The organism is Arthrobacter sp. 01T414, assembly GCF_056398965.1.
Genome location: NZ_JBFTQK010000004.1, coordinates 267,147 through 291,220, shown reverse-complemented (window position 1 = coordinate 291,220; position 24,074 = coordinate 267,147). Strand labels below are relative to the sequence as shown.

Sequence of the window (24,074 nt, the reverse complement as noted above, 5' to 3'; positions counted from 1 at the left end):
CCTCGCTGCTATCAGGCTGGCGTGAGCGAGGTCGGAAATTGGCGCATAAAAGAGCCCCTCTGCGGATCACCCAGCAGGGACGAGGCTACGTGCCAAATACCACTTTGGCAACAAGAGTCACATCAATAACATAAACAACAATGATGTCATTAGGTGGCATTGGCACCGGCGTGTCGCGCTCTGCGTGGGCTCACGCGCCCCCGGGGCGGGTCCCGGCGGACGGTCGCATCGGACGGTCAGGCGTGCTGGTGGGCCTCGTGCTCTGCGTGGGTGGCCGGTTCCAGCTGGAACGTGCAGTGCTCGGTGTCGAAGTGCGAGCCCAGGCAGGTGACCAGCTTGTCCAGCACCCTGTCTGCTCCGCGGGCACCCAGCGCCGCGTCCTCCACCACCACATGGGCCGAAAACACCGGCACCCCGGAGGTGATGGTCCAGATGTGGATGTCGTGCACGGACACCACTCCGTCCACGGCCAGGATGTGCTCCCGGATCATCTGCACGTCCACGCCCTTGGGGGTGGCTTCCAGGAGCACATCGACGACGTCACGGAGCAGGTGCCAGGCCCGCGGCAGGATCATCAGGGCGATCAGGATCGAGGCGATGGTGTCCGCGGCCTGGTAGCCGGTGGCCATGATGATGATCGCGGCGGCAATGACCGCGAAGGAGCCCAGCAGGTCGCCCAGGACCTCGAGGTAGGCGCCGCGGACGTTGAGGCTTTCCTTCTGGGCGCCGCGGAGGATCATCAGCGAGGCCAGGTTGGCAGCCGCGCCCAGGATGGCGGCAAAAAGCATGACGTCGGTGTGGACCTCGGGGGCCGTGCCGAGCCGCCGGATGGCCTCGGTGAAGATGACCACGGAGATGACGATCAGGACCAGCGCGTTGGCCAGGGCGGCGAGGACCTCCGCCCGCTGATAGCCGTAGGTCCTCGCGTCGCTCGCCGGCCGCGCTGCTATCCAGGCGGCCAGCAGCGCGATGAAGACCCCGGCGGCGTCGGAGAGCATGTGCCCGGCGTCGGCCAGCAGGGCCAGCGAGCCGGAAACCAGCGCGCCCACCACCTGGATCAGGACCACGGAAAGGGTAATGCCGAGCACGGCGATCAGGCGCTTCCGGTGCTTTCCGGTAGCCGTTATTCCGTGTGAGTGGCTGTGGTCGTGTCCCATGCTTCCAAGGCTAGTCCCACCGGAGGCGGCTAGCCCCAGCCGAGCTCGTGCAGCCGGTCATCGCTGATGCCGAAGTGGTGCGCGATCTCGTGGACGACGGTGACCGTCACTTCCTCGACGACGTCCTCGCGGGAAGTGCAGAGCTCCAGGATCGGCCGGCGGTAGATGGTGATCCGGTCCGGCAGCGAGCCGGCGTCCCACCAGGAATCCCGTTCGGTCAGCGGCACGCCCTCGTAGAGGCCCAGCAGCACCGTGTCCGGGTCCTCGTCCGGTTGCGGGGCGTAATCGTCCTCGATGAAGACCGCCACATTGTTCATGGTCTTGGCCAGTTCCGGCGGGATGCGGTCCAGGGCGTCACCCACGGCCGCCTCGAACTCGTCCTCGGACATCGGGAACGGGCCGGGCGAGGCCGCGTCGCCGTCGTCGTTCCCGCCGGGCACAATGGGCAGGCCGGGAGGAAGGGAAGCGGGCATACCCCGAACCCTATGCCTTGGCCTGTGAGCCTGCGGGCCGGCGCGAACGGCGGCGGGTCAGCGAGACCCCGGCGAGGCAGATCACGCCGCCTACCAGGCCCCAGATGGTGGGGATTTCGCCCAGCACCAGCCAGGAAATCAGGATGGTGGTGCCTGGCACCAGGTAGGTGGTGGCGGCAAGCCGTCCGGCGTCGATGAGCGAGAGCGCATAGGCCCAGGTGGTGAAGGCGATCGCCGTCGGGAAGACGCCGAGGTACACCAGCCCCAGGGTGGCGGGCAGCGGCGCCGCCTGCAGCTCGGCGATCAGCTGGCCGCTGAAGGGCAGGCAGCACAGGGCGCCCACCATGATGCCGAACCAGGTGGCCTGGGCCGCGGGGATCTTCCGGAGCACCGGCTTCTGCACGATCACGCTCACCGCGGCCAGGGCGGCGGCGAGCAGGCAGAGCAGCACTCCGGCGACGTCCGCCGTCGAGCGCTGGCCCGAGCCGAGCGCGATCACCGCCACACCGCCGAACGCGACCAGGCTGCCGATGATCAGCCAGCGCGGGAAGCCTTCCTTCAGGATGATCCCGGCCATCACCGCCACGAGGATGGGGTTGACGTTGATCAGCAGGGCGGCCGTGCCGGCGTCGAGCATGTGCTCGGCGGCGTTCAGCGCAACGTTGTAGCCGCCGAACCACATCACGCCGTAGGCCAGGATCGGCCACCACTCGCGGCCCCGGGGCAACACCGCGGCCTTGCGGAACTTCGGCAACACGACGAGGCCCAGTACGACGGCGGCCACAGCCAACCGTCCGAGGGTCAGCGCGCCGGGGGAGAAGCTGGGTCCGACGGCGCGGATGCCCACGAAGGCCGACGCCCAGAGCACCACGGTGACCACGACGGCGGCAATTCCGAGCCCGCTGATCTGCCCGGGCCGAAGCGTTGCCCGCGCTGCGACCGGCGGCGCGGCATGCGAGGCCGCTTCATGGGTGCTGCCCGGATGGGTATCTTCCGGATGCGTGCTGTCCGGGGAGGGGGAGCCTGTCTGGGCCGTTGTTGCCATATTGCCAATCTAGCCCGTGCGGTGGCCCGGCAGCTGGCGGAAATCGGTCAGGTCTAGTCGGTTTCCCGCCAAACTTACTGCCCGCCCGGTGCGATGCTCCGCCTTGGCCTACCGGAGCGGCCGGGCAGCCGCCTGGATGGCCGCCGCGACCTCCTCGAGGACGGCCGATCCGTGCCGCCACTGCTGCCAGTGGAGCGGGACATCCACGTGCGCGCCGGGGTCAAGAGCCACCGCGGTGCCGTGCTTCAGCTCCTCAGCCACTTCGATTTCCGGGAGCAGCCCCCACCCCATTCCCCAGCGGATGGCGTCGCCGAACTCGTGGGCGGCTGGAATGTAGTGCCGGGGCGGCTGCAGGGCAGTACGGCTCACCGACCGAAGGTACCGGTCCTGCAAGTCGTCCTTGCGGTCGAAAACGATGACCGGCGCGGCGGCGAGCGATTCCGCCGTGGCGCCGGCGGGGAACCAGCGGGCGGCAAAGCCGGGGGTGCAGACCGGCAGGTAGCGCATGACGCCCAGCCTCCGGGAGGAGCAGCCGGGCGCCGCCGCGGCCGTTGTGGTGATGGCGGCGGCCGCGGCGCCGCTGCGCAGGAGTTCGAGCGAATAGTCCTGGTCCTCGCGGAGAATCTCGAGCTGGACCCTTCCCGCGACCGCGGCCAGCCCGGCCAGCGCCCAGGTATGCAGTGAGTCGCTGTTAATCACCAGGGTCAGGCGCGTGCGTCCGTGCGGTTCCTCCGGGTGCAGCTCCGCGGCGAGGCCGGCCGCTAGCAGGTCCAGCTGGCGGGCGAACCGCACCACCGCCTGCCCGGATTCCGTGAGTCCTGCCGGCCGGGCCCGCGTCAATACCGGGCGGCCGACGGCGGCCTCAAGGGCTCGGATCCGCTGGCTGATGGCCGACGGCGTCACGGATAAGTGGGCGGCTGCGGCGTCAAAGCTGCCGTGCGCGACGATGGCCGCCAGTGTCCGGGCCTGTTCGGGGGAGATATCCAACATTAGCCAATCTTATGTAACCCCAGAAGGATTAGCTGGTTTCAACTTCCTGTTGCCCTTACCGTCGAAGAGTGATCCTTCCCCTGTTTTCCGGGCTCTCCGCCGGCTTGTCGCTCATCGTCGCCATCGGCGCGCAGAATGCGTTCGTTCTTCGCCAAGGCATACAGCGCTCCCACGTGGCCCTGGTGGTGGCCGTCTGTGCCGTGTCGGACCTGGTGCTGATTGTGCTGGGCGTCGCGGGTATCGGCGTCCTGTTGGACCGGGCCCCCGCCGCGCTTGTGGTGATCCGGTGGGCGGGTGCCGCGTTCCTGCTCGTCTACGGTGCCCTTGCCGCCCGGCGCGCGGTCCGGGGCGAACAGCTGGTGCTGCCCGGAGACAAGCCGACCAGCAGCCGGGCGGTGGTGCTGGCCACTTGCCTTACCTTCACCTGGCTGAACCCCCACGTCTACCTGGACACCGTCCTGCTGCTCGGGTCGCTTGCGGCCACCCACGGCGAGTCCGGACGCTGGTGGTTCGCCGCCGGCGCCGGGCTTGGAAGCATCGTTTGGTTCACCGCCCTGGGCGCGGGGGCGCGGTACCTGACCACCCTGTTCCAGCGCCGGGCGGCCTGGCGGGTGCTCGACGCCGTGATTGCCGCCGTGATGTTCACCCTGGCTGTGCTGCTGCTTGTCTGAGTCTCTATTTGCCGCGCGCGGCGGTGCTAAGTTCCATCACCGCTAGGTTTCGCGGCGGGACCACTCCAGCAGCCGCTCCACCGGCCACGTCGTGATGATGCGCTCCGCGGGAACGTTGTTCCGGGCGGCCCGCTCCGCGCCGTACTGCAGGAAGTCCAGCTGCCCGGGCGCGTGCGCGTCGCTGTCGATGCTGAAGAGGCACCCGGCGTCGAGCGCGAGCTGGATCAGCTCATCCGGGGGATCCTGCCGCTCCGGCCGGGCGTTAATTTCGACGGCGACGCCGCGTTCTGCGCAGGCTGCGAACACCCGTTTCGCGTCAAACTCCGACGGCGGCCGCGTGCCCCGCGATCCGTTCAAGAGCCGGCCGGTGCAGTGGCCCAGCACCCTGGTGCGCGGGTCCTCGATCCCGGCCAGCATCCGCCGGGTCATGGTCCGGCTATCCGCGCGGAGCTTCGAGTGCACGCTTGCCACCACGACGTCCAACCTGTCCAGCAGTTCCGGGGCCTGGTCCAACGTCCCGTCCTCGAGGATGTCGACTTCGATGCCGGCGAGCAGCCGGGGCTGGTGGCCCGCGCCGTCGGACTTGGCTGCTGCCGCCCCGGCGGTCTTGATCCGCTCGATCACTCCGAGCTGCTCGGTGAGCCGCTCGGCGCTGAGGCCGTTCGCGATCCTGAGATTGGGGGAGTGGTCGGTCAAGGCAAGGTAGTCCCGGCCCAGCATCCGGGCCGCATCCAGCATGGACTCGATCGACGAACCGCCATCGGACCAGTTGCTGTGCGTGTGCAGGTCGCCGCGCAGGCTCGCCAGCAGCTCGTGGCCGCCGCTGGCGAGGGGCTCGGCGCCGCGCTCCCGCAGATCGGCAAGGTAGTCGGGGACGCCGCCGTCGACCGCCTGCGCAATTACCTCGAAGGTGCGGTCCCCGATCCCCTTCATCCGCTTCAGCCTGCCGTCTGCTCGCCGCGCCGCCAGCTCCCCGGGGGAGAAGCCGCTGATGAGTTCGGCTGCCTTCCGGAACGCCTGCACCTTGAAGGTGGTGGCGCGTTCGCGCTCGAGCCAGAAAGCGATCTCAGTGAGGGCAGCGGTGGCGTCCATCTGACCATCATCCGCACAGCCGCCCGGGCCCTGTCCAGAGCTTATTCCCGGGTTGTGGATGGGATTTTGGAGATTCCGGAAGTTGGCCCTATAGTTTTATAGGTCCAGTTCGGAGGAACCCGAAGGGAACAAAAACGGAAGGCTTCGGCCCTTAATTTTTGCCCTTGTGCAGTGGGTTTTACCGGATGGCGTCCTGGCCCCCATCGTCTAGCGGCCTAGGACACCGCCCTTTCACGGCGGCGGCACGGGTTCGAATCCCGTTGGGGGTACGCAAGGAACTGGTCAAGCCGGATGAAAAAGTCTGGTAGGCTAAAGGCCTTGAAAAATTGCGGTAGCGATACTGCAAGCAGCAAGAAACAGCAGTAAAGCAGTACAAGCAAGGCCCTGTAGCGCAGTTGGTTAGCGCGCCGCCCTGTCACGGCGGAGGTCGCGGGTTCAAGTCCCGTCAGGGTCGCTCTGATTGCCAGAAGAAATTCCGGCCGTCATGGTGACAAGTCACCTAGGCTCTGTAGCTCAGTTGGTAGAGCGTTCGACTGAAAATCGAAAGGTCACCGGATCGACGCCGGTCGGAGCCACCAGCTAAAACCCCGCAGTTCCATGTGTTTACACGGGAACGGCGGGGTTTTTTCGTCAGTTGATGATTTCGCCGTGCTCGCTGGACAAAAGAACTGACAGGCGTTCACGCCAGGCCTGGAGTTCTTCGGGTGTCAGCCGGGCCCACTCGGAAAGCTCGCCGCAAAACGCGCAACGGGTCCCTGCTCCGGTACGAGCGGGTGGGGTTGCCAGGGAACTTCTTGTCGGTAACGTTCGGGTCGTCCTCGAACGCCCCGGTGGGCTCGACCACATAAACCCGCGGAACTGCCGCACCTCCCGATCACGATCTCGGGACGGTAATTCGATCGATTGCCCGCTGTGAGCAGATCGCCGATCTGCAAATCCGCGACCGTGCCGTGGAAAAAGGGACCCTCTTCAAGCGATCTGGGCACCTGGCATCCTTCTGTCGGCGTAGTGGTTCCCCGAGCAAGCCACGTCGGCTGCACCGGAGTGGTGCCACGGCATAGCCTGATCTTCAGACCGGACCGCCCCGTGGCACTTACTAGTCTGCCGTATCGCGGGATTGGTCGACACGCTGACGGCGACGACCACGGATTCAGGAGCCGGAGGTGCCTTCTGCGCGTGAATCAATCTGCTGGCGATCTTCTCGCGGCAGCGTTGTCGTCGAGGCGTTGCGGCCGCGCTGTCCCATAGGAGGACCATTTACCGGGTACCGGGGTCCCTCTGACTTGCAGTTCGCGAAATAGAGTCGAAAGACGCCATCGACCGAAGGAGAGGGGGATGTGGCACCAGGATTCGTCACTTGTCATGATCTGCATCGCATCCGCGCTCTTGGGCAGGCTCGCCCGCTAGAGAGCCCAGCTCTCCTCCCGCATCTACCCCGCAAATGCGATGCCCACATCCGGCATCCACCTGGCGCCACCTCCCCGGCCGCGGCCGGCCCAGACGCAAGCTCCGTCGGTGATCGGCACGGTCGTTCTGTAAAGACCACGTGGACGGAGCATCGCGCGATGCGGGCAATAGGATGTCCTGAGCGGCAGCCTGGTTCGGGGAAGCCACGCCGGTCTCATGGCGGGGAAGGTGACAGGCGATGTTCTCACTAGGGATTGGGATAGGGCCCGAACTGCTGGCCCGGCAGGCTGCTTGGTTCGCACCGACGCACCAGCCGTTCCTTGTCCCGAGGAGCAGTGCGGACTCGATCGGCATGGCACCTCCGGGCGGTGAACTCTCCGCTGAACTCAGAGATACCTTCGAAATCTACAACGTTCCTGACGAGCTGGTTTGCGTGCTGGTGAGCGAAGAAGAGTTCAATGACCTCGGGCGAAAGGCCCGGGCGGATCTCGTGCGAAATCAGGTCAAGCTCGGACGGGAAGTTATTCCCTCGGTTCGAAGTGCCCCGGCGGAGGTGCGCGCACAGGTATCGGCCCAAGCTGACGGGCACCGCTTCGTGTGGTGGCCCTCGTTGCTGCAGGGACACCGGGAGCCGGTCCTGGGCGAATATCTTCGCTTCGGACGCCGACCCAGTCGGCACTTGGAGGTACCTGAAGACCTCTGGGAGAACGCCCACGCGACGCTGCCGGGAGCGAGGGCGTTGGCGGGCACCTTCCCTAATGCCAGCGGCCCCAACTGCTTCGGGACCGTCATGGCGGCAGCGGGCCGATCCGAAGCGGCTGAGGTTTGGATGCTGCGGGAGCCGTTCGAGGAGTGGCTGTCGTCATCCGCCGTACCAGGCGGGGCCGATGACGACCCGGGAACGGTGCTCGTCTGGCGCTCCCCGGAAGGCTTAGTAGAGCACGCCGCTGTAACAATCGGGGGCGGATATGCCCTCCACAAACCGTCCCAAGGCTGGATGAGCCCGCGGAAAATTCTGACAGTGGGGGACGTTATTGCAAGCGCCCGGCAGCGTGGCCGCCGGCTGGCCCGCTACACCCTAAACGCCGGCTAGAGAATAGGGATCCCCTACAGGACGACTGCCTGCATCTGCCAGGACTCTCGCCAGGCTTTGGGTGAGCGGGTCAGCGCCAGCCGAGCTGCGGCGCCACGTGCTGGAGGATCGATTCGATCACGTGGGCGTTGTAGTCGACGCCAAGCTGGTTCGGGACAGTGAGCAGCAGCGTGTCTGCCGCTGCGATCGCCTCGTCCTCGGCCAGCTTCGCCGCCAGTTCGTCCGGTGCACCCGCGTAGGAGCGGCCAAAAATTGCACGGGTCTTCTCGTCGATGTTGCCCACCTGGTCCGAACTGCGGCGGTCTCGGCCAAAGTAATGCCAATCGCGTTCGTCCGTGAGTGCGAAGATGCTGCGGCTGACCGAGACGCGGGGTTCCCGCTCGTGCCCGGCTTCCTTCCAGGCCTGCCGGTAGAGCTCGATCTGCTCCGCCTGCTGGATGTGGAACGGCTTGCCGCTCTCGTCGTCTTTGAGCGTGGAGCTCTGCAGGTTCATGCCGAGCTTTGCGGCCCAGGCGGCGGTGGCGTTCGAGCCGGAACCCCACCAGATGCGCTCGCGCAGACCCTCCGAGTGCGGCTCCACGCGCAGCAGGCCGGGTGGGTTCGGGAACATCGGGCGCGGGTTCGGGGCCGCGAATCCCTCCCCAGTGAGCACCTCGAGCAGGCGCTCGGTGTGCCGGCGGCCCATGTCGGCGTCGGACTCGCCCGCAGCGGGAGCGAAGCCAAAGTGGCGCCAGCCCTCGATGACCTGCTCGGGTGACCCCCTGCTGATGCCCAGCTGCAGCCGGCCTCCGGAGATCAGGTCTGCCGCGCCGGCATCCTCCGCCATGTAGAGCGGGTTCTCGTAGCGCATGTCGATCACGCCGGTACCGATCTCAATGCGGCTGGTTTTTGCCCCGATCGCAGCAAGCAGCGGGAACGGGGACGCGTATTGCTGGGCGAAGTGGTGCACGCGGAAGTATGCGCCGTCCGCCCCCAGTTCCTCGGCCGCGACGGCGAGGTCGATCGCCTGCAGCAGCGCGTCCGACGGGGAGCGCGTGCCGGATTCAGGGTGGTCGGTCCAATGGCCGAAGGACAGGAACCCGATCTTCTTCACACCAAAAGCCAACATGGCCGCGGAGGCTCCTATTCCCGCCTTAGGCCCGGCCGGGAAGGCTGCCTGAACCCATCGATTGCTCCGTAACGGCCCTTTTGCCCCGTCAAAACGGCGGTTACGGAGCAATCGATGAGGTGTTCGACGGCGGCACTCGCGTTTGGGGACACCCCGACAGTCCGGGCTAGACTCGCACGCTGGGGAAGAACGCCATTGCCGCGGACGGTCCCTGGACGGTCCGCGGCGCAAGCCCGACCAGAAGAGTGATTTTGAAGAAGACTGCACGCCAGCTGACCGTAACCGCCCTCCTCGCCGCCGTGGCGCTGACCGCCTGCTCGGCGCCGGAAGCCGCGGCACCGCCGTCGTCGTCGGCCCCGGCGGCCAGCGCCACCGCTACCGCGACGCCCAGTCCCACCAAGTCCTCCGGCCCCTATGGCGACTTCCCCACGGCGGCCGAGGCCTGCAAGACGATCTCGGAGCAGGCCACGGGGGCCTCGCTCTTCCCGCTCTCGGCGGCGCAGGGCAAAACCGCCGAACTGGAGCAGCACAAGGCTGAACTCAGCCGCACGGCCGAACGCGTCCCGGACAGCCTCAAGGCCGCCTTCGCCAAGCTCAATCAGGTCGCCGTCGCGGGCCTGAGTGACCAGACTGTCTACTCGAGCGGCAAGTTCCAGGAGGCCATGGCTCCCGTGACCGCTTGGATTGCCGCGAACTGCCAGTAGGGCCGGGGCGATTGCCCCGAACGCCAGGCGTGGCCTCGGAAATCCGGGGATGCGGCCCCAGCGTCGGCCCTAAGGGCTAGGGTGGTGTCAAAGAGAAGGGGGAGTGCCACATGGAGTACCAGAATCCTCAATCCGCGGTTCCCGAAGTTGGCCTGCCGGCGGCCGCCCCGGCCGCGACCGGCCGCACCGTGATTTCTGAAGCCGCGGTCGCCAAGGTTGCCGGCATTGCCGCCCGGGCGGTCCCCGGCGTTTATTCCCTGGGCACCGGGCCGTCCCGGGCCCTCGGTGCCATCCGCGACGCGGTCGGGAGTTCGGACCACGCCGCGGGCGTGCGCGCCGAGGTGGGCGAGACCCAGGTGGCGGTCGACATCGATCTGGTGGCCCTCTACGGCACCCCGCTTCATCCCTTGGCGGACCAGATCCGCGCCGCCGTCTACGCCGCGGTCGAAGAACTTGTCGGCCTGCAGGTCATCGAAGTCAACATAGAAATCCATGACGTCTTCGTCCTCGGCCCGGCCAAGCCCGCGGTCTCCGGCGAGGCGCGGCCCGTGAGGGAGGCCCTGCAATGAACCTGACCGTGGTGGGCCTTGCCGCTGGCGCCTTCCTGGCCTTCATGTCGTTCGCCTTCGGACTCTGGGGCTTCCTCGGGTCCCTGCTCTTCATGGCCGTCGGAGCCCTGCTGGGCCGCGCCGCGGAAGGGAAACTGGACCTGCGCAGCGTCGTCGACGCCCTCACGGGCCGGCGTTCTTCCTCATGAGCGCCCCCGCCGCGCGGCTGCTGGCCGGGCACAACCGGATCAGCACCCAGGCCCTCAACAGCGTCGCGCGCGCTGCGGCCGCGGAAGCGCTCGGAGTGCCGCCGCAGGACGTCCGGGCCGACTGGGCCGACGACGACGGCCTGCTGGCGCTCTCACTCGTGACACCGATCGCAATTCCCTCGCTCACCGCCGTGCTCCGTGATCCGGCGCGGGTGGCCTCCTTCGGCGGCCCTATCTGGGACCGGGCAGTGGCCGCAAAAGCCGAGATTCTTCGCCGCGTCACGGAGCTCAGCGGCGCGCAGTTGAGCCGGGTGGACATCCGCATCAGCGGGGCGAGCGTCCGTGACGGAGGGCGGGTGCGGTGAACCAGGCTGCCGAACGTTACGAGGGTGACGCCATTCCCCGGGCGGCGTCACGGGACGCCGTGCTGGACCGGGTCGTTGCCCGCGAGACCACCGCCTCCCGGGCAACCGCCGCCGTCATCGCGGCCGTCCTGGTGATCGGGTTGTGCGTCTACGCCCTGCTGGAAACGGCGGTGCGGGCTGTCGGGCAGCCGCCGTGGCTGATTGATCCGCAGACCGCCGCGGAGAGGGTCATCGCACTGCCGGCCGGATTCCCCCCGCTGCTCCTCGGCGTCATTGGCGCGGTGCTGTTCGCGGCCGGGCTCTTCTTCTTCCTCAACGCGGTCCTGCCCGGGCGGCGCGCCCGGCACGTGCTCGCGGACCCGCGCGCCGCCGTCGTGGTCGATGACGAGGTGATCGCCTCGGCGCTGGCGCGGCGTGCCCGGCTGGCCGCCAATGTGACGCAGGAACAGGTGATGGTGGTGGTGTCCCGGCGCCAGGTGCTGGTCAACGTCCGGCCCACCTCCGGAGTGCCGCTCCGCGCGGCGGACGTGCAGGCCGCCGTTGAAGCAGAGCTCCGGGACATGGCTCCCTCGCCGATGCCGGAGGTCCGGGTCAACCTGGCGTCCTCGGGGGTGATCGGCGCGTGAACGGCACCCCCCGGGTACTGAACCGGATCCTGATCGGCATCCTCGGCGCGAAGCTCCTGGTGATCGGGGCCCTGCTGATCCTGCTGGCCACCGTCCCGTCCGTCGGCCGCTGGTGGCAATCCTGGTCGGCGGGACTATGGAACGCCGCCCGCGGACTCTTTGACCGGACGCGCTTCCCCGGCGGGCAGGAGAGTTGGCTCTGGTTTGTCATCGTGGTCCTGCTGCTGGCCGTCATCGGCGTCATGGTGGCGTGGCTGGCGCAGCAGGGCAAGGGCCGGGCGAACCTGCTGGTTGCCGAAGACGACGCCGGCGAAGTGGCCGGGAACGTGCGGATCGGCGGCGGCGTGGCGGAACAAGCCCTCCGGGCGGCGCTGGCCGACCGGCCGGACCTCGCGGGGGCCACCGTGGCCACCTACGAGTTTGCCGGCGAGCCCGCCTTGCGGATCCGGGTACAGCCGCGCCAGGGCGTGGCTCCGCACATCCTGGCTGCCGAGGTTTCTGCCCTCGTGGAAGCGCTGGACGCGGTGATCGGCAAACGCACCCCCGTGCTGGTCCACATCGGCTCCGGCGCACGGTCCAGGTTTGGCCGGGCAGAGCGCGTCCGTTGAGCCGACGGGGCGCCGGCGTCCCGCAGCGGGGACACATTTGCCCCACCCGAAACTCAGGTCCCAGCCCGGCTGCATTGCCCGTACGGGCGCGGCCTAACCCGGATTGAATGCCGTCGTCGGACCTTTTTATTGCGTAAAGCTTTGATGTAAGCGCTTGCATTCTCGGCTGTCGTGTCGCTAGTGTGATGGTCACCACACCAACTGCACCACCGGTCCAGCCGGTACTCAGCGAGGAGCACCTGTATGAAAACCCGTAAATACCTACTTCCCGTAGCCGCGGCCGGTGTCTTGGCCCTCTCCCTGTCGGCCTGTGCAGGCGGAGGTGGCGGCGGTGGCACCACGGGTGGTGGTGGCGGCGACGCGGCAGCCAACCTGGACGGGCGCGGTCCCATCACCTACGTACAGGGCAAGGACAACAGCAACGTGGTCCGCCCGCTGATCGAAAAGTGGAACGCCGCGCACCCGAACGAGAAGGTGACGTTCAAGGAGCAGACGGACCAGGCCGACCAGCAGCACGATGACCTCGTGCAGAACTTCCAGGCCAAGAATGCCAACTACGACGTCGTCAGCGTTGACGTTGTCTGGACCGCCGAGTTCGCGGCGAAGGGCTGGCTCCAGCCGCTCAAGGACAAGATGGCGCTGGACACCACCGGAATGCTGAAGCCGACGGTCGAAGCCGCCTCCTACAAGGGCACCCTGTACGCCGCTCCGGAATCTTCCGACGGCGGCATCCTGTACTACCGCAAGGACCTGGTCCCCACGGCCCCCAAGACCTGGGACGAAATGATGGGCATGTGCTCCATCGCCAAGGCCAAGAACATCGGCTGCTACGCCGGCCAGTTCTCGAAGTACGAGGGCCTGACGGTCAACGCCTCCGAGGCGATCAACTCCTTCGGCGGTTCCGTGCTGGACAAGGACGGCAAGCCGAGCCTGAACACCGAAGAAGCCAAGACCGGCCTGAACAACCTCGCCAAGGCCTACGCTGACGGCAACATCCCCAAGGAAGCCATCACCTACAAGGAAGAGGAATCCCGTCAGGCATTCCAGGACGGCAAGCTCCTGTTCCTGCGCAACTGGCCGTACGTCTACAACCTGGCCACCACGGAAGGCTCTTCCAAGGTCAAGAACGTGCTCGGCATGACCGCACTCCCGGGCAAGGACGGCCCCGGCGCCTCCTCCCTCGGCGGCCACAGCGCCGGCATGAGCGTCTACTCCAAGAACAAGGCCACCGCGCTGGACTTCCTGAAGTTCCTCACCACGGAAGAAACGCAGAAGTTCTTCGCCACCCAGGGCTCGCTTGCTCCGGTGCTCGGCAAGCTCTATGACGACAAGGAACTGGTCGCCAAGCTGCCTTACCTGCCGGTGCTGAAGACCTCGATTGAGAACGCTGTCCCGCGTCCGGTGACCCCGTTCTACCCGGCCGTTACCAAGGCCATCCAGGACAACGCATACCCCGCCATCAAGGGCGAGAAGGCAGTGGACGCAGCGCTGTCGGATATGCAGAAGTCCATCGAAACCCAGTCAAAGTAGTCACAAATGGCAACTGAATTGGGCCCGACGCCGGTTAAGAAGCCGGCGTCGGGCGGGACCGAGCCCCACCACGCACCCAAGGGTGTGGGTGAGGACAATGTGATCGCCAGCCAGGGCAAGTGGGCCTCGTGGCTGCTGGCCCCCACCATCATCGCGCTGGCCGTCGTCATCGTTTACCCGATTGTCAGCGCCATCGTGATGTCCTTCCAGGCCGACGCCGGCCTGGACCCGGCCACCGGCCTCTTCACCGAGGGCGGCCCGGCCGGCTTCTCGAACTACGTCAACTGGCTCGCCCAGCAGTGCACCTCGCCCGACGGCGGCACGGTGGCCTGCCCGCCGGGTACCCTGGGCTCCCAGTTCTGGTCCGCGACCGCCACCACCTTCTTCTTCACCGTGGTGACCGTGGCATTTGAGACCGTGCTCGGCTTCTGGATGGCCATGATCATGGCGCGCACCTTCAAGGGACGCAGCCTGGTTCGTGCCGCCGTGCTGGTGCCGTGGGCTATCCCCACCGCCGTCACCGCCAAGCTGTGGCTGTTCATCTTCGCCTTCGAGGGCATCGCCAACAAGCTCTTCAACACCACCATCCTGTGGACCGGCAGCGAATGGCCGGCCAAGTGGGCGGTCATCATCGCCGACGTCTGGAAAACGACGCCGTTCATGGCGCTGCTGATCCTGGCCGGCCTGCAGATGATCCCCGCCGAGGTGTACGAGGCCGCCAAGGTCGACGGCGCCACGGCTTGGCAGCGGTTCCGGATGATCACCCTGCCGCTGGTGAAGCCGGCGCTTATGGTGGCCATCCTCTTCCGCACCCTCGACGCGCTGCGCATGTTCGACCTGCCGTACATCCTGACCGGCGGTGCGAACAACACCACCACGCTGTCCATCCTGGTGATCAACCAGATCAGGCAGGGCTTCAACGTGGCGGCGGCGCTATCGACCATCACGTTCATCATCATTTTCCTTGTCGCCTTCATCTTCGTGCGCTTCCTTGGCGCGAATGTGGTGGAGCAGCAGACCGGCGCTAGTAAGGGGAAGAAATGACCACCGCCGCGACCGAGCTGCGCGCGCAGCAGGACCGGGGGCGCAAGGTCGCCCAGAACCGGGAAAAGTGGGCCCAGGGCCGGACCTACATCAGTGCCGTGGTGATCCTCATCTGGTGCCTCGCCCCGGCCTACTGGATGGTGGTGACCGCCTTCCGCGACGTGGGGTTCACCTACGACACCTCGATCCTGCCGACGCACGTCACGCTGGACAACTTCAAGACCGCCTTCGACACATCGTTCGGAAACCACTTCGGCCAGGCGCTGCTCAACAGCGTGTTCATCGGCGTCGTCGTGACCGTGGTCTCGCTGCTGATCGGCGTGTTCGCCGCGTACGCCCTGGCCCGGCTGAATTTCCGGTTCAAGTTCCTGGTCCTGGGCTTCATCCTGGGAGCCTCGATGTTCCCGGGCGTCGCCCTGATCACCCCGCTGTTCCAGCTGTTCACCAACATCGGCTGGATGGGCACCTACCAGGCCCTGATCATTCCGAACATTTCGTTCGTGCTGCCGCTGACCGTCTACACGATGACGTCGTTCTTCCGCGAAATGCCGTGGGAGCTCGAGGAATCGGCGCGGGTGGACGGTTGCACGCAGGGCCAGGCCTTCCGCAAGGTGATCATGCCGCTCGCGGCTCCGGCGATCTTCACGACGGCGATCCTGGCGTTCATCTCCTCCTGGAATGAATTCCTGATCGCCAGCCAGCTCTCGTCCGACGCGACCCAGCCGGTCACCGTCGCGATCGCGAGCTTCGCCGGCGCCCAGCCCAACCAGATCCCCTACACGGCGATCATGGCGGCTGGAACCATCGTGACCATCCCGCTGGTGATCCTCGTGCTGGTCTTCCAGCGCAAGATCGTCGCCGGGCTAACGGCCGGCGCCGTCAAGTGACGGTTTCCTGATGGCAGCTTCCTGATGGCACGCGGACAGAACCAGGGCGAAATCCACCCGACGCACCGCAGGGTCCGCTCGGGCGAGGACTTCGACATCATCATCGGGTTCCTAGGCTTCTGGGCGCTGGTCCTGCTGGTGGTCACCGTCTGGATGGAGGTGACCGCCCAGCCAGCCGTCGGATGGGCGCTCGGGCTGCTGGGCACGCTGCTTGCCCTGTACGGAATGATCCGGCTCCGGCGTCGTTTGCCTGGCCGGACGGCCACCCGGCGGCGCTGAGGGCGCCCGCCGGGTGAGCCGGGGGACCGCGGCCGCTGCGGTGCGGAGCGAAAAACGGATCGGAAACTAGGAAGGACCGGCGCCGTGGGGGCGGCATGCTAGCCGCGCTTCTGCGGATAGCCGACAAGGGGAAACGGTGGCACGGACAACTGACAGGGCGCAACGCGGCGGCCACTCCGGCGTCAGCATCGAGGACGTCGCAGCCGCCGCGGGCGTCTCCACCGCCACCGTCTCCCGCGCCGTCCGCGGCTTGCCCCGGGTCTCGCCCGCGACCCGGGAAAAGATCCTCGTCATCGCGGAGGCGCTGGGTTACGTGGCCTCCTCCTCGGCGTCGGGCCTGGCCACCGGCCGCACCCGCACCATCGGGGTGCTGGCCCCCTTCGTCAGCCGCTGGTTCTTCTCCAAGGCCATCGAAGGGGCGGATCGTGAACTGCACGGCCGCCAGTACAACCTCTCCCTCTTCAACCTGGGCGGCCATGGCAGCCACCGGGAGCGGCTGTTCAGTAAGACCATGGTCTACAAGCAGATCGATGCGCTCCTGGTCCTCTGCATGGCCCTGAGCCGCGAGGAGCTCGAGCACCTGCAAAAGATCGACATCCCGCTGGTCGTCGTGGGAGGCCACGTCGAGGGCTGCGCCTACATCGGGATCGACGACTACGAAGCCGCCTCCACCGCGGTGCGCCACCTGATCGGCCTGGGCCATCGGGATATCGCGCTGCTGCACGGCGACGACGAAACCGACCTGAATTTCGACGTTCCGCGGGTGCGGATCAAGGCGTTCCAGGACGTGATGGCCCAGTCAGGGCTGGACGTCAGGCCCGAATGGGACGAGTGGGGCGACTTTACCGTCCGCAGCGGCCAGGACGCGTTCCGGCGGCTGTGGAGCAGGCCAGGGCCCAAGCCCTCCGCGATCTTCTGTGCTTCGGACGAGATGGCGATGGGGGTCCTTTTCGAGGCGCGCCGAGCGGGCGTCCGGGTTCCGGAGGATCTGTCCGTGGTGGGGATTGACGACCACGAATTCTCCGCCGCCGTCGGCCTGACCACCGTCGGCCAGCGCCCCGACGAGCAGGCCGAGCTGGGCACCAAGATGCTGCTGGACGAACTCGACGGAATTGCCGGAGCGGTGCGCTCCACCGTGGCCCCGCACCGGCTGATCGTCCGGAACACGACGGCGGCCCCGCAGCTTGCCGCGCCGCTCGCCCCCTCCTCCGGCACGGGAGCCGGGCTGGCCTAGCGGAACCGCCTGCCAGCGGGCACACTGCCGCAGGCCGGCCGGCGCAGCGGACGGGCCAGGAAACGAGGGCTCAGGAAACGAGGGCTCACGGAACGTTGGCTCAGGAAGCGCGGGCCAGCTGCCGGATCGGAATCCAGCGGGAGGCAAGCCGGCGGTAGGCGGCTGCCGCTCCGGTCATGTCACCCTCGGCCAGGCACTCGATCCCGAGCCGCACGTCCAGCGGGGAATCGTCCGGGTAGACCTTGTCCGCCACCGCGCCGTAATCAAGCTCTACGACCGACTCGGGGTGGAAGAGCTCCAACCACTCGGTGAGCTGGGTCAGGTCCTCCAGCATGTCCAGGTCCGGGGCCGCGAGGGCCAAATGGGCGACAGCGTGCCGGACCCGTCCCAGCGCCGTGCCGATCGTCGCGCGGATGCGCACCGTGACAATCCGGCCGCCGGATTCCACTACATCCGTGGGGTCGGATTCCTGGAACAGGCAAAACCAGCTGAACGGGATGCCCCAGGTCGACGCGCGGGTGTGGACCCGGCCGATCCCCCCGTGCGCCTTCACCTGGTCGATGCGTTCCTGGTGCCGGTCCCGCTGTTCCTCGGGGATCAGCAGCTGGGCCAGCGGGCCGTGGATGCCCTCCATCAAGGCGTTGGCGGCCAGCCCGGCGCGGAGCACCAGCTGGCTGGGGCAGTACAGCAGCGTGGCCGGCACGGATTCGGCCCCGGCGTCGCCGTCGCCGTCATCGGTGCCGGGGCGGGCGCCGGGGATGCTGCCCGCGGAACCGCTGACGGCCAGCACGCGCACCAGGTCGGTCTGTCCGGTGGGGAAGGGATCCCCGCCGGGCCGGGTGATGCGGCCCAGGGAAGCCAGCAGCTCGGCATTTTCCACGGCAGCGCGGGACTCCGAGCGGGCACCTGCGGCGCGCAGGGCCTCCTGTTGCTCTGCCGGGAAGGCCTCCAGCGGCTCGTAGACCCGGAGCGTGGAGGAAAACGGCAATCCGGCCTGGCCGCGGTAGAGGTTGCCTGTCATCGCGGAACCGTGCTTCCCCGGCGGACGGCCATCAGTCGGCCAGCTCCACGATGACCGGTGCGTGGTCCGAGGCGCCCTTGCCCTTGCGCTCCTCGCGGTCGATTGAGGCGCCCGAGACGCGGGAGGCGAGTGCGGGGGAGGCGAGGACGAAGTCGATCCGCATGCCCTCCTTCTTCGGAAAACGCAGCTGGGTGTAGTCCCAATAGGTGTAGACGCCCGGGCCCGGCGCGTGCGGGCGGACGACGTCGGTGAAGCCGGCGTCCTCGAAGGCGTGGAACGCGGCACGTTCCGGTTCGCTCACGTGCGTCAGGCCCTCGGCGCGGAAGTAATCGATGTCCCAGACGTCCTCGTCCCGCGGGGCAATGTTCCAGTCGCCCATCAGGGCGATCTGCGCCTCCGGGTCGGCCTGCACCCAACCCTCGGCGTGGGCACGCAGCGTGTCCAGCCAGCTGAGCTTGTACGGCATGTGCTCATCATCGAGCGCCCGGCCGTTGGGGACATAGAGGCTCCAGACCCGGATCCCGCCGCAGGTGGCGCCGATCGCACGGGCCTCCTGCACCTCGTCCTTGCCGCCTTTGCCGAAGACCGGCTGGTCCATGAAAGTGCGCTCGACGTCCTCAAGCCCCACCCGCGAGGCGATGGCCACCCCGTTCCACTGGCTCAGGCCGAAGTGGGCCACCTCGTAGCCCATCCGCTCGAACAGTTCCCAGGGGAAGTTGTCGTCCTTGCATTTGGTTTCCTGGATGGCCAGGACATCACAGTCGGTGCGCTGAAGCCAGGCCTCCACGCGGTCGGCACGGGCACGGAGCGAGTTCACATTCCAGGTAGCAATCTTCACAGTTCCTAACTTACCGTTCCTTGGCCCCACGGCGGGGCGGCCCCCGGGCGCCGGACCGCGCCGCGGGGCCCGGAGCGGCCGCGGTCGGTTTCTCTGGAAATTAGTAGGAAGTCCGAGTATATTCGGATGCAGAGATGATCTAGGTCACATGCAAAGGAGCATTCCATCATGGTTCGTGAGCTTTCCCATTACGTCGGCGGACAGCACGTGGAGGGCACCTCGGGGCGCTTCAGCGACGTCTACGACCCGTGCACCGGTGAGGTGCAGGCCCGGCTCCCGCTGGCCACCGCGGAGGAGGTCCGCAACGTCATCGCCAATGCGGAGAAGGGGCAGCTGGAATGGGCTGCGATGAACCCGCAGCGCCGCGGCAGGATCCTGCTGAAGTTCGTGGACCTGGTCAACGAAAACATGGACGAGCTCGCCGCCCTGCTCTCCTCTGAGCACGGCAAGACCTTCCTGGACGCCAAGGGAGACATCCAGCGCGGCATCGAGGTGGTCGAATTCGCCGCCGGCGCGCCGCACCTGCTCAAGGGCGAATTCTCCGACAGCGCCGGCACCGGCGTCGATGTCCACTCGATGCGCCAGCCGCTCGGCGTCGTCGCCGGTATCACCCCGTTCAATTTCCCGGCGATGATCCCGCTCTGGAAGTCCGGCCCCGCCCTCGCCGCGGGCAACTCCTTCATCCTCAAGCCCTCCGAGCGGGACCCCTCCGTGCCGCTGCGCCTGGCCGAGCTGTTCACCGAGGCCGGCCTGCCGGACGGGGTGTTCAACGTGGTCAACGGGGACAAGGAAGCCGTGGACGCGCTGCTGGAGGACCCCCGCGTCCAGGCCATCGGCTTCGTCGGCTCCACCCCGATCGCGCAGTACATCTACGCCACCGCCGCGGCGCACGGCAAGCGCGCCCAGTGCTTCGGCGGCGCCAAGAACCACATGGTGATCATGCCGGACGCGGATCTGGACATGGCCGCGGACGCCCTGATCGGCGCCGGGTTCGGCTCCGCCGGCGAACGCTGCATGGCCATCTCGGTGGCAGTCCCGGTCGGCAAGGCCACCGGGGACGCGCTCGTGGCGAAGCTGCAGGAACGCATCGCGGACCTCAAGGTGGGCCACAGCCTGGCCAAGGATTCGGACTTCGGCCCGGTCGTGGCCGCTTCCGCCAAGGAACGGATCGAGGGCTACATCGCCGCCGGCGTCGAGGAAGGCGCCAGCCTCCTCACGGACGGCCGCGGCCTCAAAGTGGAGGGCTACGACGGCGGCTTCTGGGTGGGCCCGACGCTCTTCGACAACGTCACCAAGGACATGACGATCTACAAGGAAGAGATCTTCGGCCCGGTCCTCAGCGTGCTCCGCGCCGAGGACTACGACGAGGCGCTCCGGCTGTGCAGCGAGCACGAGTTCGGCAACGGCGTGGCCATCTTCACCCGCGACGGCGACGCCGCCCGCGACTTCGCCAGCCGCGTCCAGGTCGGCATGGTGGGCATCAACGTCCCGATCCCGGTGCCGATCGCGTACTACACCTTCGGCGGCTGGAAGGCCTCCGGCTTCGGTGACCTCAACCAGCACGGCGCCGACGCGTTCCGCTTCTACACCAAGACCAAGACGGTCACCACCCGCTGGCCCTCCGGCATCCGCCAGGGCGCCAGCTTCGTGATGCCGGAAGGCAGCTGATGACGGAGCAGGCGGCCAGTGAAGCCGCTGAGGTCCTGTTTGAGCGCCGCGGCCGGCTCGGCGTCGTCACGCTGAACCGGCCCAAGGCCGTCAACGCACTGACCGCCGGCATGGCCGCCGCCATGCTGGAGCAGCTGACGCTCTGGGCCGACGACGACGCCGTGGCTGCCGTGCTGGTCCGAGGCGCCGGCGACCGCGGGCTGTGCGCCGGTGGGGACATCGTGGCCATCTACCGGGACATGCTCGGGGGCGGCGACGCCACCGCGGACTTCTGGGCGGTCGAGTACCGGCTGAACCTGCTCATCTCCGAGTACCCCAAGCCCTACGTCGCGTTCATGGACGGGCTGGTGCTGGGCGGCGGCGTGGGAATCTCCGCGCACGGTTCGGTCCGGATCGTCACCGAACGCACCCGGATGGGCATGCCGGAAACCACCATCGGGTTCGTGCCCGACGTCGGCGGGACGCTCCTGCTCTCCCGCTCGCCCGGCGAGACCGGCACCCACGCGGCCCTGACCGGGGCACACCTGAGCGGCGCCGACGCGCTGTTCCTGGGCCTCGCGGACACTTTCCTGCCCTCCGGGCAGCTCGCCGAACTGGCGGAGGCGCTGGAAACCGAGCCGGTGGACGCCGCCGTCGCGCGCTTCACCGAAGCGGCCCCGCAATCCGTCCTCGCCGCGCAGCAGGAGTGGATCGACGCCTGCTACTCCAGCGATGACGCCGAGGAAATCGTGGAGCGTCTGCGGACCGTGGGCGGCGAGGCCGTCGACGTCGCCGAGACCATCGCGGCCAAGTCCCCGACCGCCGTGAAGGTCGCGCTCGCCTCGCTGCGCCGCGCGCACGGGTTGAGCCTGGCCGAGGCCCTGGAACAGGAGTACCGGGTGGGCCTGCGGTTCCTGGACGGACCGGACTTCCGCGAGGGCATCCGCGCCCAGGTGGTGGACAAGGACCGCACCCCGCACTGGCAGCCGGCCAGCCTGGCGGAGGTCAGCCGCGAGGACGTCGAGGCCTACTTCGCCCCGCTGGGCGAGCGTGAATTGAAACTTTCGAAGGAGCGCGACAATGTCTGAAGCATCGACTGAACCGGCGCAGCCCGGAACGCAGCTGGGCCCGATCGCTTTCCTCGGGCTGGGCCACATGGGCGGCCCGATGGCCGTGAACCTGGTCAAGGCCGGCTACACCGTGACCGGCTTCGACGTGGTTCCGGCGGCCCTGGACGCGGCGCGGGCCCACGGGATCGCCACCGCGGAGACCGCAGCAGAAGCTGTCGAGGGAGCCGCCGTCGTGCTGACCATGCTGCCCAGCGGCAAGCACCTGCTGGACGCTTACCAAGGCGTCGCCGGGCAGCCGGGTCTGCTCGCCGTCGCGGCACCGGGAACCATGTTCCTGGACTGCTCGACGATCAACGTGGACGAGGCCCGCGAGGCCTCGGCGCTGGCCGTCGCGGCCGGCCACCAGGCCGTGGACGCTCCGGTTTCCGGCGGCGTAGTGGGCGCCGAAGCGGGCACGCTGACCTTCATGGTCGGCGCGACGGAGGAGGACTTCGAAGCCGTCAAACCAATGCTGGAAGTGATGGGCAAGCGCGTGGTCCACTGCGGTGGCCACGGCGCCGGCCAGGCCGCCAAGATCTGCAACAACATGATCCTGGGCGTCTCCATGATCGCCGTCAGCGAGGCCTTCGTGCTCGGCGAGAAGCTCGGCCTGACCCACCAGGCGCTCTTCGACGTCGCCTCGGCCGCGTCCGGCCAGTGCTGGGCGCTGACCACCAACTGCCCGGTGCCCGGCCCGGTTCCGACCAGCCCGGCCAACCGCGACTACCAGCCCGGATTCGCCGGCGCCCTGATGGCCAAGGACCTAAAGCTGGCCCTGAACGCGCTCGAGAGCACGGGCGTCGCCGCCCGGCTCGGTCCGCTGGCCTCCGAAATTTACGATACCTTTGCCGCGGAGGGCGGTGCCGGCCGGGACTTCTCCGGCATCATCACCGACATCCGGGACAAATCCGAGCACCAGCCGAGGGGACAGGCATGACCGAGTACGCAAACATTCTGGTGGAGCGCCGCGGCCGTGTGGGCGTGGTGACGCTCAACCGGCCGGAGGCGCTGAACGCCCTGAACAAGGCCACCATGGACGACGTCGTTGCCGCCGTGACCGCGATGGATACCGACCCGGAGGTCGGCGCCGTCGTGCTGACCGGTTCGGCCAAGGCGTTCGCCGCCGGAGCCGACATCAAGGAAATGCAGTCCAAGGGCTACATGGACATGTACTCCTCCGACTGGTTCCGCGGCTGGGAAGACTTCACCCGGCTGCGCGTCCCGGTGATCGCCGCAGTCTCCGGCTTCGCCCTGGGCGGCGGCTGCGAACTGGCGATGATGTGCGACTTCATCATCGCCGGGGACAACGCCAAGTTCGGCCAGCCCGAGATCAACCTCGGCGTGCTGCCCGGCATGGGCGGCTCGCAGCGGCTCACCCGCGCGGTCGGCAAAGCAAAGGCGATGGACATGATCCTCACCGGCCGCTTCATGGACGCCGCCGAAGCCGAGCGCGCCGGACTGGTGTCCCGCGTGGTGCCGGCCGCCGACGTCATCGAGGAAGCCGTCAAGGCCGCCGAGGTGATCGCCTCCAAGTCCAAGCCGGTGGCCATGGTGGCGAAGGAAGCAGTCAACGCCGCCTTTGAAACCGGGCTGGCCCAGGGCGTGCTGTTCGAACGCCGGGTCTTCCACTCGCTCTTCGCCACCGAAGACCAGAAGGAAGGCATGGCCGCCTTCAGCGAGAAGCGGCAGCCCGACTTCACCCACCGCTAGGCGGCCCCGCGTGCCGCGGCGTCACGATTCCGGCGGGAAAGCGACCATGCGCACGGGTTTCCTCGGCGTCGACGCAACCTCCGAGGAGGTCCGGGCCGTTCTCCCTGGCGACGGGCTGGTCCCGGCTCCGGACGTGGTGATGGACCGCGGCTTCGGCCTGCCCGCCCCGCCCGGCGACGTTTGGCCGTGGATCGTTCAGCTCGGCAAGGAACGGTCCGGCTGGTACCTGCCGGGCTGGGCGGAAGCCCTCATTCCGGCCCGCCGCCGGGCCCTCCGGCACGTTGACCCGGCGCTTCAGGGCCTTGCCGCCGGGGACGTCATTGCGGATTGGGGCGGCCGTGATGCCACGTTTGAGATCGTCGAGGTGGACCCGCCACGGGCACTCGTCCACCGCTCGCAGCGCGGCGCGTTGGCCATCATCTGGGCGATCGTGCTCCGGCCGGCTCCGGCGAACGGGAACGGCGCGAACGGGAACGCCGGGGACACGGCGGCCGGGACCCGGGTGCACCTGCGGCTCCGGCTCGCCGGCGTAAAGCACCGGCGGCTTGTCGCGATCGGCGGGGGCCTGTTCGATCTGCTGACCATTGCCGGTCTCGCCGCCGGGCTGCGCGAACGGCTGCGAGCCCGGCGGTAAGGCGGCCGGTGATGCCGCCGTCGGGTCAGGCCCGGCGCGGTCCTG

At 67.9% G+C, this 24,074-nt stretch carries 26 protein-coding genes, 3 tRNA genes and 1 pseudogene; 21 read left to right on the top strand and 9 right to left on the bottom strand.

Annotated elements, in window-relative coordinates; translation table 11 throughout:
- Window positions 1-236 precede the first annotated feature (236 nt).
- The 4 genes from AC1DK9_RS11465 to AC1DK9_RS11450 form a co-directional block, all read right to left on the bottom strand.
- Window positions 237-1,157, bottom strand: coding sequence for a cation diffusion facilitator family transporter (locus AC1DK9_RS11465; RefSeq protein ID WP_476916001.1), 921 nt, complete (start codon window positions 1,155-1,157; stop codon window positions 237-239).
- 29 nt (window positions 1,158-1,186) lie between these two features.
- A complete protein-coding gene (locus AC1DK9_RS11460) occupies window positions 1,187-1,630 on the bottom strand; it encodes a metallopeptidase family protein (RefSeq protein ID WP_476916000.1) in 444 nt (147 codons plus the stop codon).
- 10 nt (window positions 1,631-1,640) lie between these two features.
- Window positions 1,641-2,675, bottom strand: a complete 1,035-nt coding sequence (locus AC1DK9_RS11455; RefSeq protein ID WP_476915999.1) for a DMT family transporter — start codon at window positions 2,673-2,675, stop codon at window positions 1,641-1,643.
- Between the two features lie 108 nt (window positions 2,676-2,783).
- Window positions 2,784-3,665 carry an ArgP/LysG family DNA-binding transcriptional regulator gene (locus tag AC1DK9_RS11450; protein ID WP_476915998.1) on the bottom strand — a complete coding sequence of 294 codons (882 nt, stop codon included), beginning with the start codon at window positions 3,663-3,665 and terminating at the stop codon, window positions 2,784-2,786.
- A 68-nt stretch (window positions 3,666-3,733) separates the two neighbouring features.
- On the opposite strand from AC1DK9_RS11450, the gene AC1DK9_RS11445 reads away from it, so the two are divergent.
- Entirely contained in the window at window positions 3,734-4,336 is a 603-nt protein-coding gene (locus AC1DK9_RS11445) for a LysE/ArgO family amino acid transporter (RefSeq protein WP_476915997.1), read from the top strand.
- A gap of 42 nt (window positions 4,337-4,378) precedes the next feature.
- On the opposite strand, the gene AC1DK9_RS11440 is transcribed toward AC1DK9_RS11445, so the two are convergent.
- Window positions 4,379-5,428: a PHP domain-containing protein gene (locus tag AC1DK9_RS11440; RefSeq protein WP_476915996.1), complete on the bottom strand. Its 1,050-nt coding sequence runs from the start codon at window positions 5,426-5,428 to the stop codon at window positions 4,379-4,381.
- 196 nt (window positions 5,429-5,624) lie between these two features.
- On the opposite strand from AC1DK9_RS11440, the gene AC1DK9_RS11435 reads away from it, so the two are divergent.
- From AC1DK9_RS11435 to AC1DK9_RS11425, 3 genes are all read left to right on the top strand, one after another.
- Window positions 5,625-5,697: transfer RNA gene (locus AC1DK9_RS11435), tRNA-Glu, on the top strand.
- Between the two features lie 111 nt (window positions 5,698-5,808).
- Window positions 5,809-5,882, top strand: a tRNA-Asp gene (locus AC1DK9_RS11430).
- A 48-nt stretch (window positions 5,883-5,930) separates the two neighbouring features.
- Window positions 5,931-6,006 (top strand) — tRNA-Phe (locus tag AC1DK9_RS11425).
- A 52-nt stretch (window positions 6,007-6,058) separates the two neighbouring features.
- Here AC1DK9_RS11425 and AC1DK9_RS11420 read toward each other — a convergent pair.
- A pseudogene (locus tag AC1DK9_RS11420) lies at window positions 6,059-6,414 on the bottom strand (NAD(+)--rifampin ADP-ribosyltransferase).
- A 659-nt stretch (window positions 6,415-7,073) separates the two neighbouring features.
- On the opposite strand from AC1DK9_RS11420, the gene AC1DK9_RS11415 reads away from it, so the two are divergent.
- On the top strand, window positions 7,074-7,928 hold the full coding sequence (locus tag AC1DK9_RS11415) for a hypothetical protein (RefSeq protein ID WP_476861181.1): 855 nt from the start codon (window positions 7,074-7,076) through the stop codon (window positions 7,926-7,928).
- 70 nt (window positions 7,929-7,998) lie between these two features.
- Here AC1DK9_RS11415 and AC1DK9_RS11410 read toward each other — a convergent pair whose 3' ends face one another.
- Window positions 7,999-9,036 (bottom strand): LLM class flavin-dependent oxidoreductase, encoded by a 1,038-nt coding sequence (locus AC1DK9_RS11410; RefSeq protein WP_476915995.1) that lies wholly within the window; start codon window positions 9,034-9,036, stop codon window positions 7,999-8,001.
- A 251-nt stretch (window positions 9,037-9,287) separates the two neighbouring features.
- On the opposite strand from AC1DK9_RS11410, the gene AC1DK9_RS11405 reads away from it, so the two are divergent.
- The 11 genes from AC1DK9_RS11405 to AC1DK9_RS11355 all read left to right on the top strand — a co-directional run bounded on the left by AC1DK9_RS11405 (window position 9,288) and on the right by AC1DK9_RS11355 (window position 17,070).
- Complete coding sequence (locus tag AC1DK9_RS11405; protein ID WP_476915994.1) at window positions 9,288-9,740, top strand: hypothetical protein; 453 nt, start codon at window positions 9,288-9,290, stop codon at window positions 9,738-9,740.
- A 110-nt stretch (window positions 9,741-9,850) separates the two neighbouring features.
- Complete coding sequence (locus AC1DK9_RS11400; protein ID WP_476915993.1) at window positions 9,851-10,309, top strand: Asp23/Gls24 family envelope stress response protein; 459 nt, start codon at window positions 9,851-9,853, stop codon at window positions 10,307-10,309.
- Window positions 10,306-10,497, top strand: a complete 192-nt coding sequence (locus tag AC1DK9_RS11395) for a hypothetical protein (protein WP_476915992.1) — start codon at window positions 10,306-10,308, stop codon at window positions 10,495-10,497. The genes AC1DK9_RS11400 and AC1DK9_RS11395 overlap by 4 nt, the downstream gene beginning before the upstream one ends.
- Window positions 10,494-10,862, top strand: coding sequence for a hypothetical protein (locus AC1DK9_RS11390; RefSeq protein WP_476915991.1), 369 nt, complete (start codon window positions 10,494-10,496; stop codon window positions 10,860-10,862). Before AC1DK9_RS11395 ends, AC1DK9_RS11390 begins: the two co-directional genes overlap by 4 nt.
- Window positions 10,863-10,894: 32 nt before the next feature.
- Complete coding sequence (locus AC1DK9_RS11385) at window positions 10,895-11,488, top strand: hypothetical protein (RefSeq protein WP_476916101.1); 594 nt, start codon at window positions 10,895-10,897, stop codon at window positions 11,486-11,488.
- Entirely contained in the window at window positions 11,485-12,096 is a 612-nt protein-coding gene (locus AC1DK9_RS11380) for a hypothetical protein (protein ID WP_476861175.1), read from the top strand. The genes AC1DK9_RS11385 and AC1DK9_RS11380 overlap by 4 nt, the downstream gene beginning before the upstream one ends.
- 243 nt (window positions 12,097-12,339) lie before the next feature.
- Window positions 12,340-13,626, top strand: coding sequence for an ABC transporter substrate-binding protein (locus tag AC1DK9_RS11375; protein WP_476861174.1), 1,287 nt, complete (start codon window positions 12,340-12,342; stop codon window positions 13,624-13,626).
- Between the two features lie 6 nt (window positions 13,627-13,632).
- Complete coding sequence (locus AC1DK9_RS11370) at window positions 13,633-14,670, top strand: carbohydrate ABC transporter permease (RefSeq protein WP_476915990.1); 1,038 nt, start codon at window positions 13,633-13,635, stop codon at window positions 14,668-14,670.
- The gene (locus AC1DK9_RS11365) at window positions 14,667-15,557 is read left to right on the top strand and encodes a carbohydrate ABC transporter permease (RefSeq protein WP_476861172.1); all 891 of its coding nucleotides are present in this window, start codon (window positions 14,667-14,669) and stop codon (window positions 15,555-15,557) included. The genes AC1DK9_RS11370 and AC1DK9_RS11365 overlap by 4 nt, the downstream gene beginning before the upstream one ends.
- 24 nt (window positions 15,558-15,581) lie before the next feature.
- Window positions 15,582-15,836 (top strand): hypothetical protein, encoded by a 255-nt coding sequence (locus AC1DK9_RS11360; protein ID WP_476861171.1) that lies wholly within the window; start codon window positions 15,582-15,584, stop codon window positions 15,834-15,836.
- 136 nt (window positions 15,837-15,972) lie between these two features.
- Window positions 15,973-17,070: a LacI family DNA-binding transcriptional regulator gene (locus AC1DK9_RS11355; protein ID WP_476915989.1), complete on the top strand. Its 1,098-nt coding sequence runs from the start codon at window positions 15,973-15,975 to the stop codon at window positions 17,068-17,070.
- A gap of 100 nt (window positions 17,071-17,170) precedes the next feature.
- Here AC1DK9_RS11355 and AC1DK9_RS11350 read toward each other — a convergent pair whose 3' ends face one another.
- Both AC1DK9_RS11350 and AC1DK9_RS11345 read right to left on the bottom strand, forming a co-directional pair.
- The gene (locus tag AC1DK9_RS11350; RefSeq protein WP_476915988.1) at window positions 17,171-18,091 is read right to left on the bottom strand and encodes a DUF8083 family protein; all 921 of its coding nucleotides are present in this window, start codon (window positions 18,089-18,091) and stop codon (window positions 17,171-17,173) included.
- A gap of 31 nt (window positions 18,092-18,122) precedes the next feature.
- Complete coding sequence (locus AC1DK9_RS11345) at window positions 18,123-18,929, bottom strand: exodeoxyribonuclease III (RefSeq protein WP_476915987.1); 807 nt, start codon at window positions 18,927-18,929, stop codon at window positions 18,123-18,125.
- Between the two features lie 168 nt (window positions 18,930-19,097).
- Here AC1DK9_RS11345 and AC1DK9_RS11340 point away from each other — a divergent pair, with 168 nt between their 5' ends.
- The 5 genes from AC1DK9_RS11340 to AC1DK9_RS11320 are packed head-to-tail and all read left to right on the top strand — an operon-like array spanning window position 19,098 to window position 24,029.
- Complete coding sequence (locus tag AC1DK9_RS11340; RefSeq protein ID WP_476915986.1) at window positions 19,098-20,597, top strand: CoA-acylating methylmalonate-semialdehyde dehydrogenase; 1,500 nt, start codon at window positions 19,098-19,100, stop codon at window positions 20,595-20,597.
- Window positions 20,597-21,664: an enoyl-CoA hydratase/isomerase family protein gene (locus AC1DK9_RS11335; protein WP_476915985.1), complete on the top strand. Its 1,068-nt coding sequence runs from the start codon at window positions 20,597-20,599 to the stop codon at window positions 21,662-21,664. The genes AC1DK9_RS11340 and AC1DK9_RS11335 overlap by 1 nt, the downstream gene beginning before the upstream one ends.
- Window positions 21,657-22,622, top strand: coding sequence for a 3-hydroxyisobutyrate dehydrogenase (gene mmsB, locus AC1DK9_RS11330; RefSeq protein WP_476915984.1), 966 nt, complete (start codon window positions 21,657-21,659; stop codon window positions 22,620-22,622). Before AC1DK9_RS11335 ends, mmsB begins: the two co-directional genes overlap by 8 nt.
- Window positions 22,619-23,395 (top strand): enoyl-CoA hydratase, encoded by a 777-nt coding sequence (locus AC1DK9_RS11325; RefSeq protein WP_476915983.1) that lies wholly within the window; start codon window positions 22,619-22,621, stop codon window positions 23,393-23,395. The genes mmsB and AC1DK9_RS11325 overlap by 4 nt, the downstream gene beginning before the upstream one ends.
- A 46-nt stretch (window positions 23,396-23,441) precedes the next feature.
- Window positions 23,442-24,029: a hypothetical protein gene (locus AC1DK9_RS11320; protein WP_476915982.1), complete on the top strand. Its 588-nt coding sequence runs from the start codon at window positions 23,442-23,444 to the stop codon at window positions 24,027-24,029.
- Window positions 24,030-24,074 lie beyond the last annotated feature (45 nt).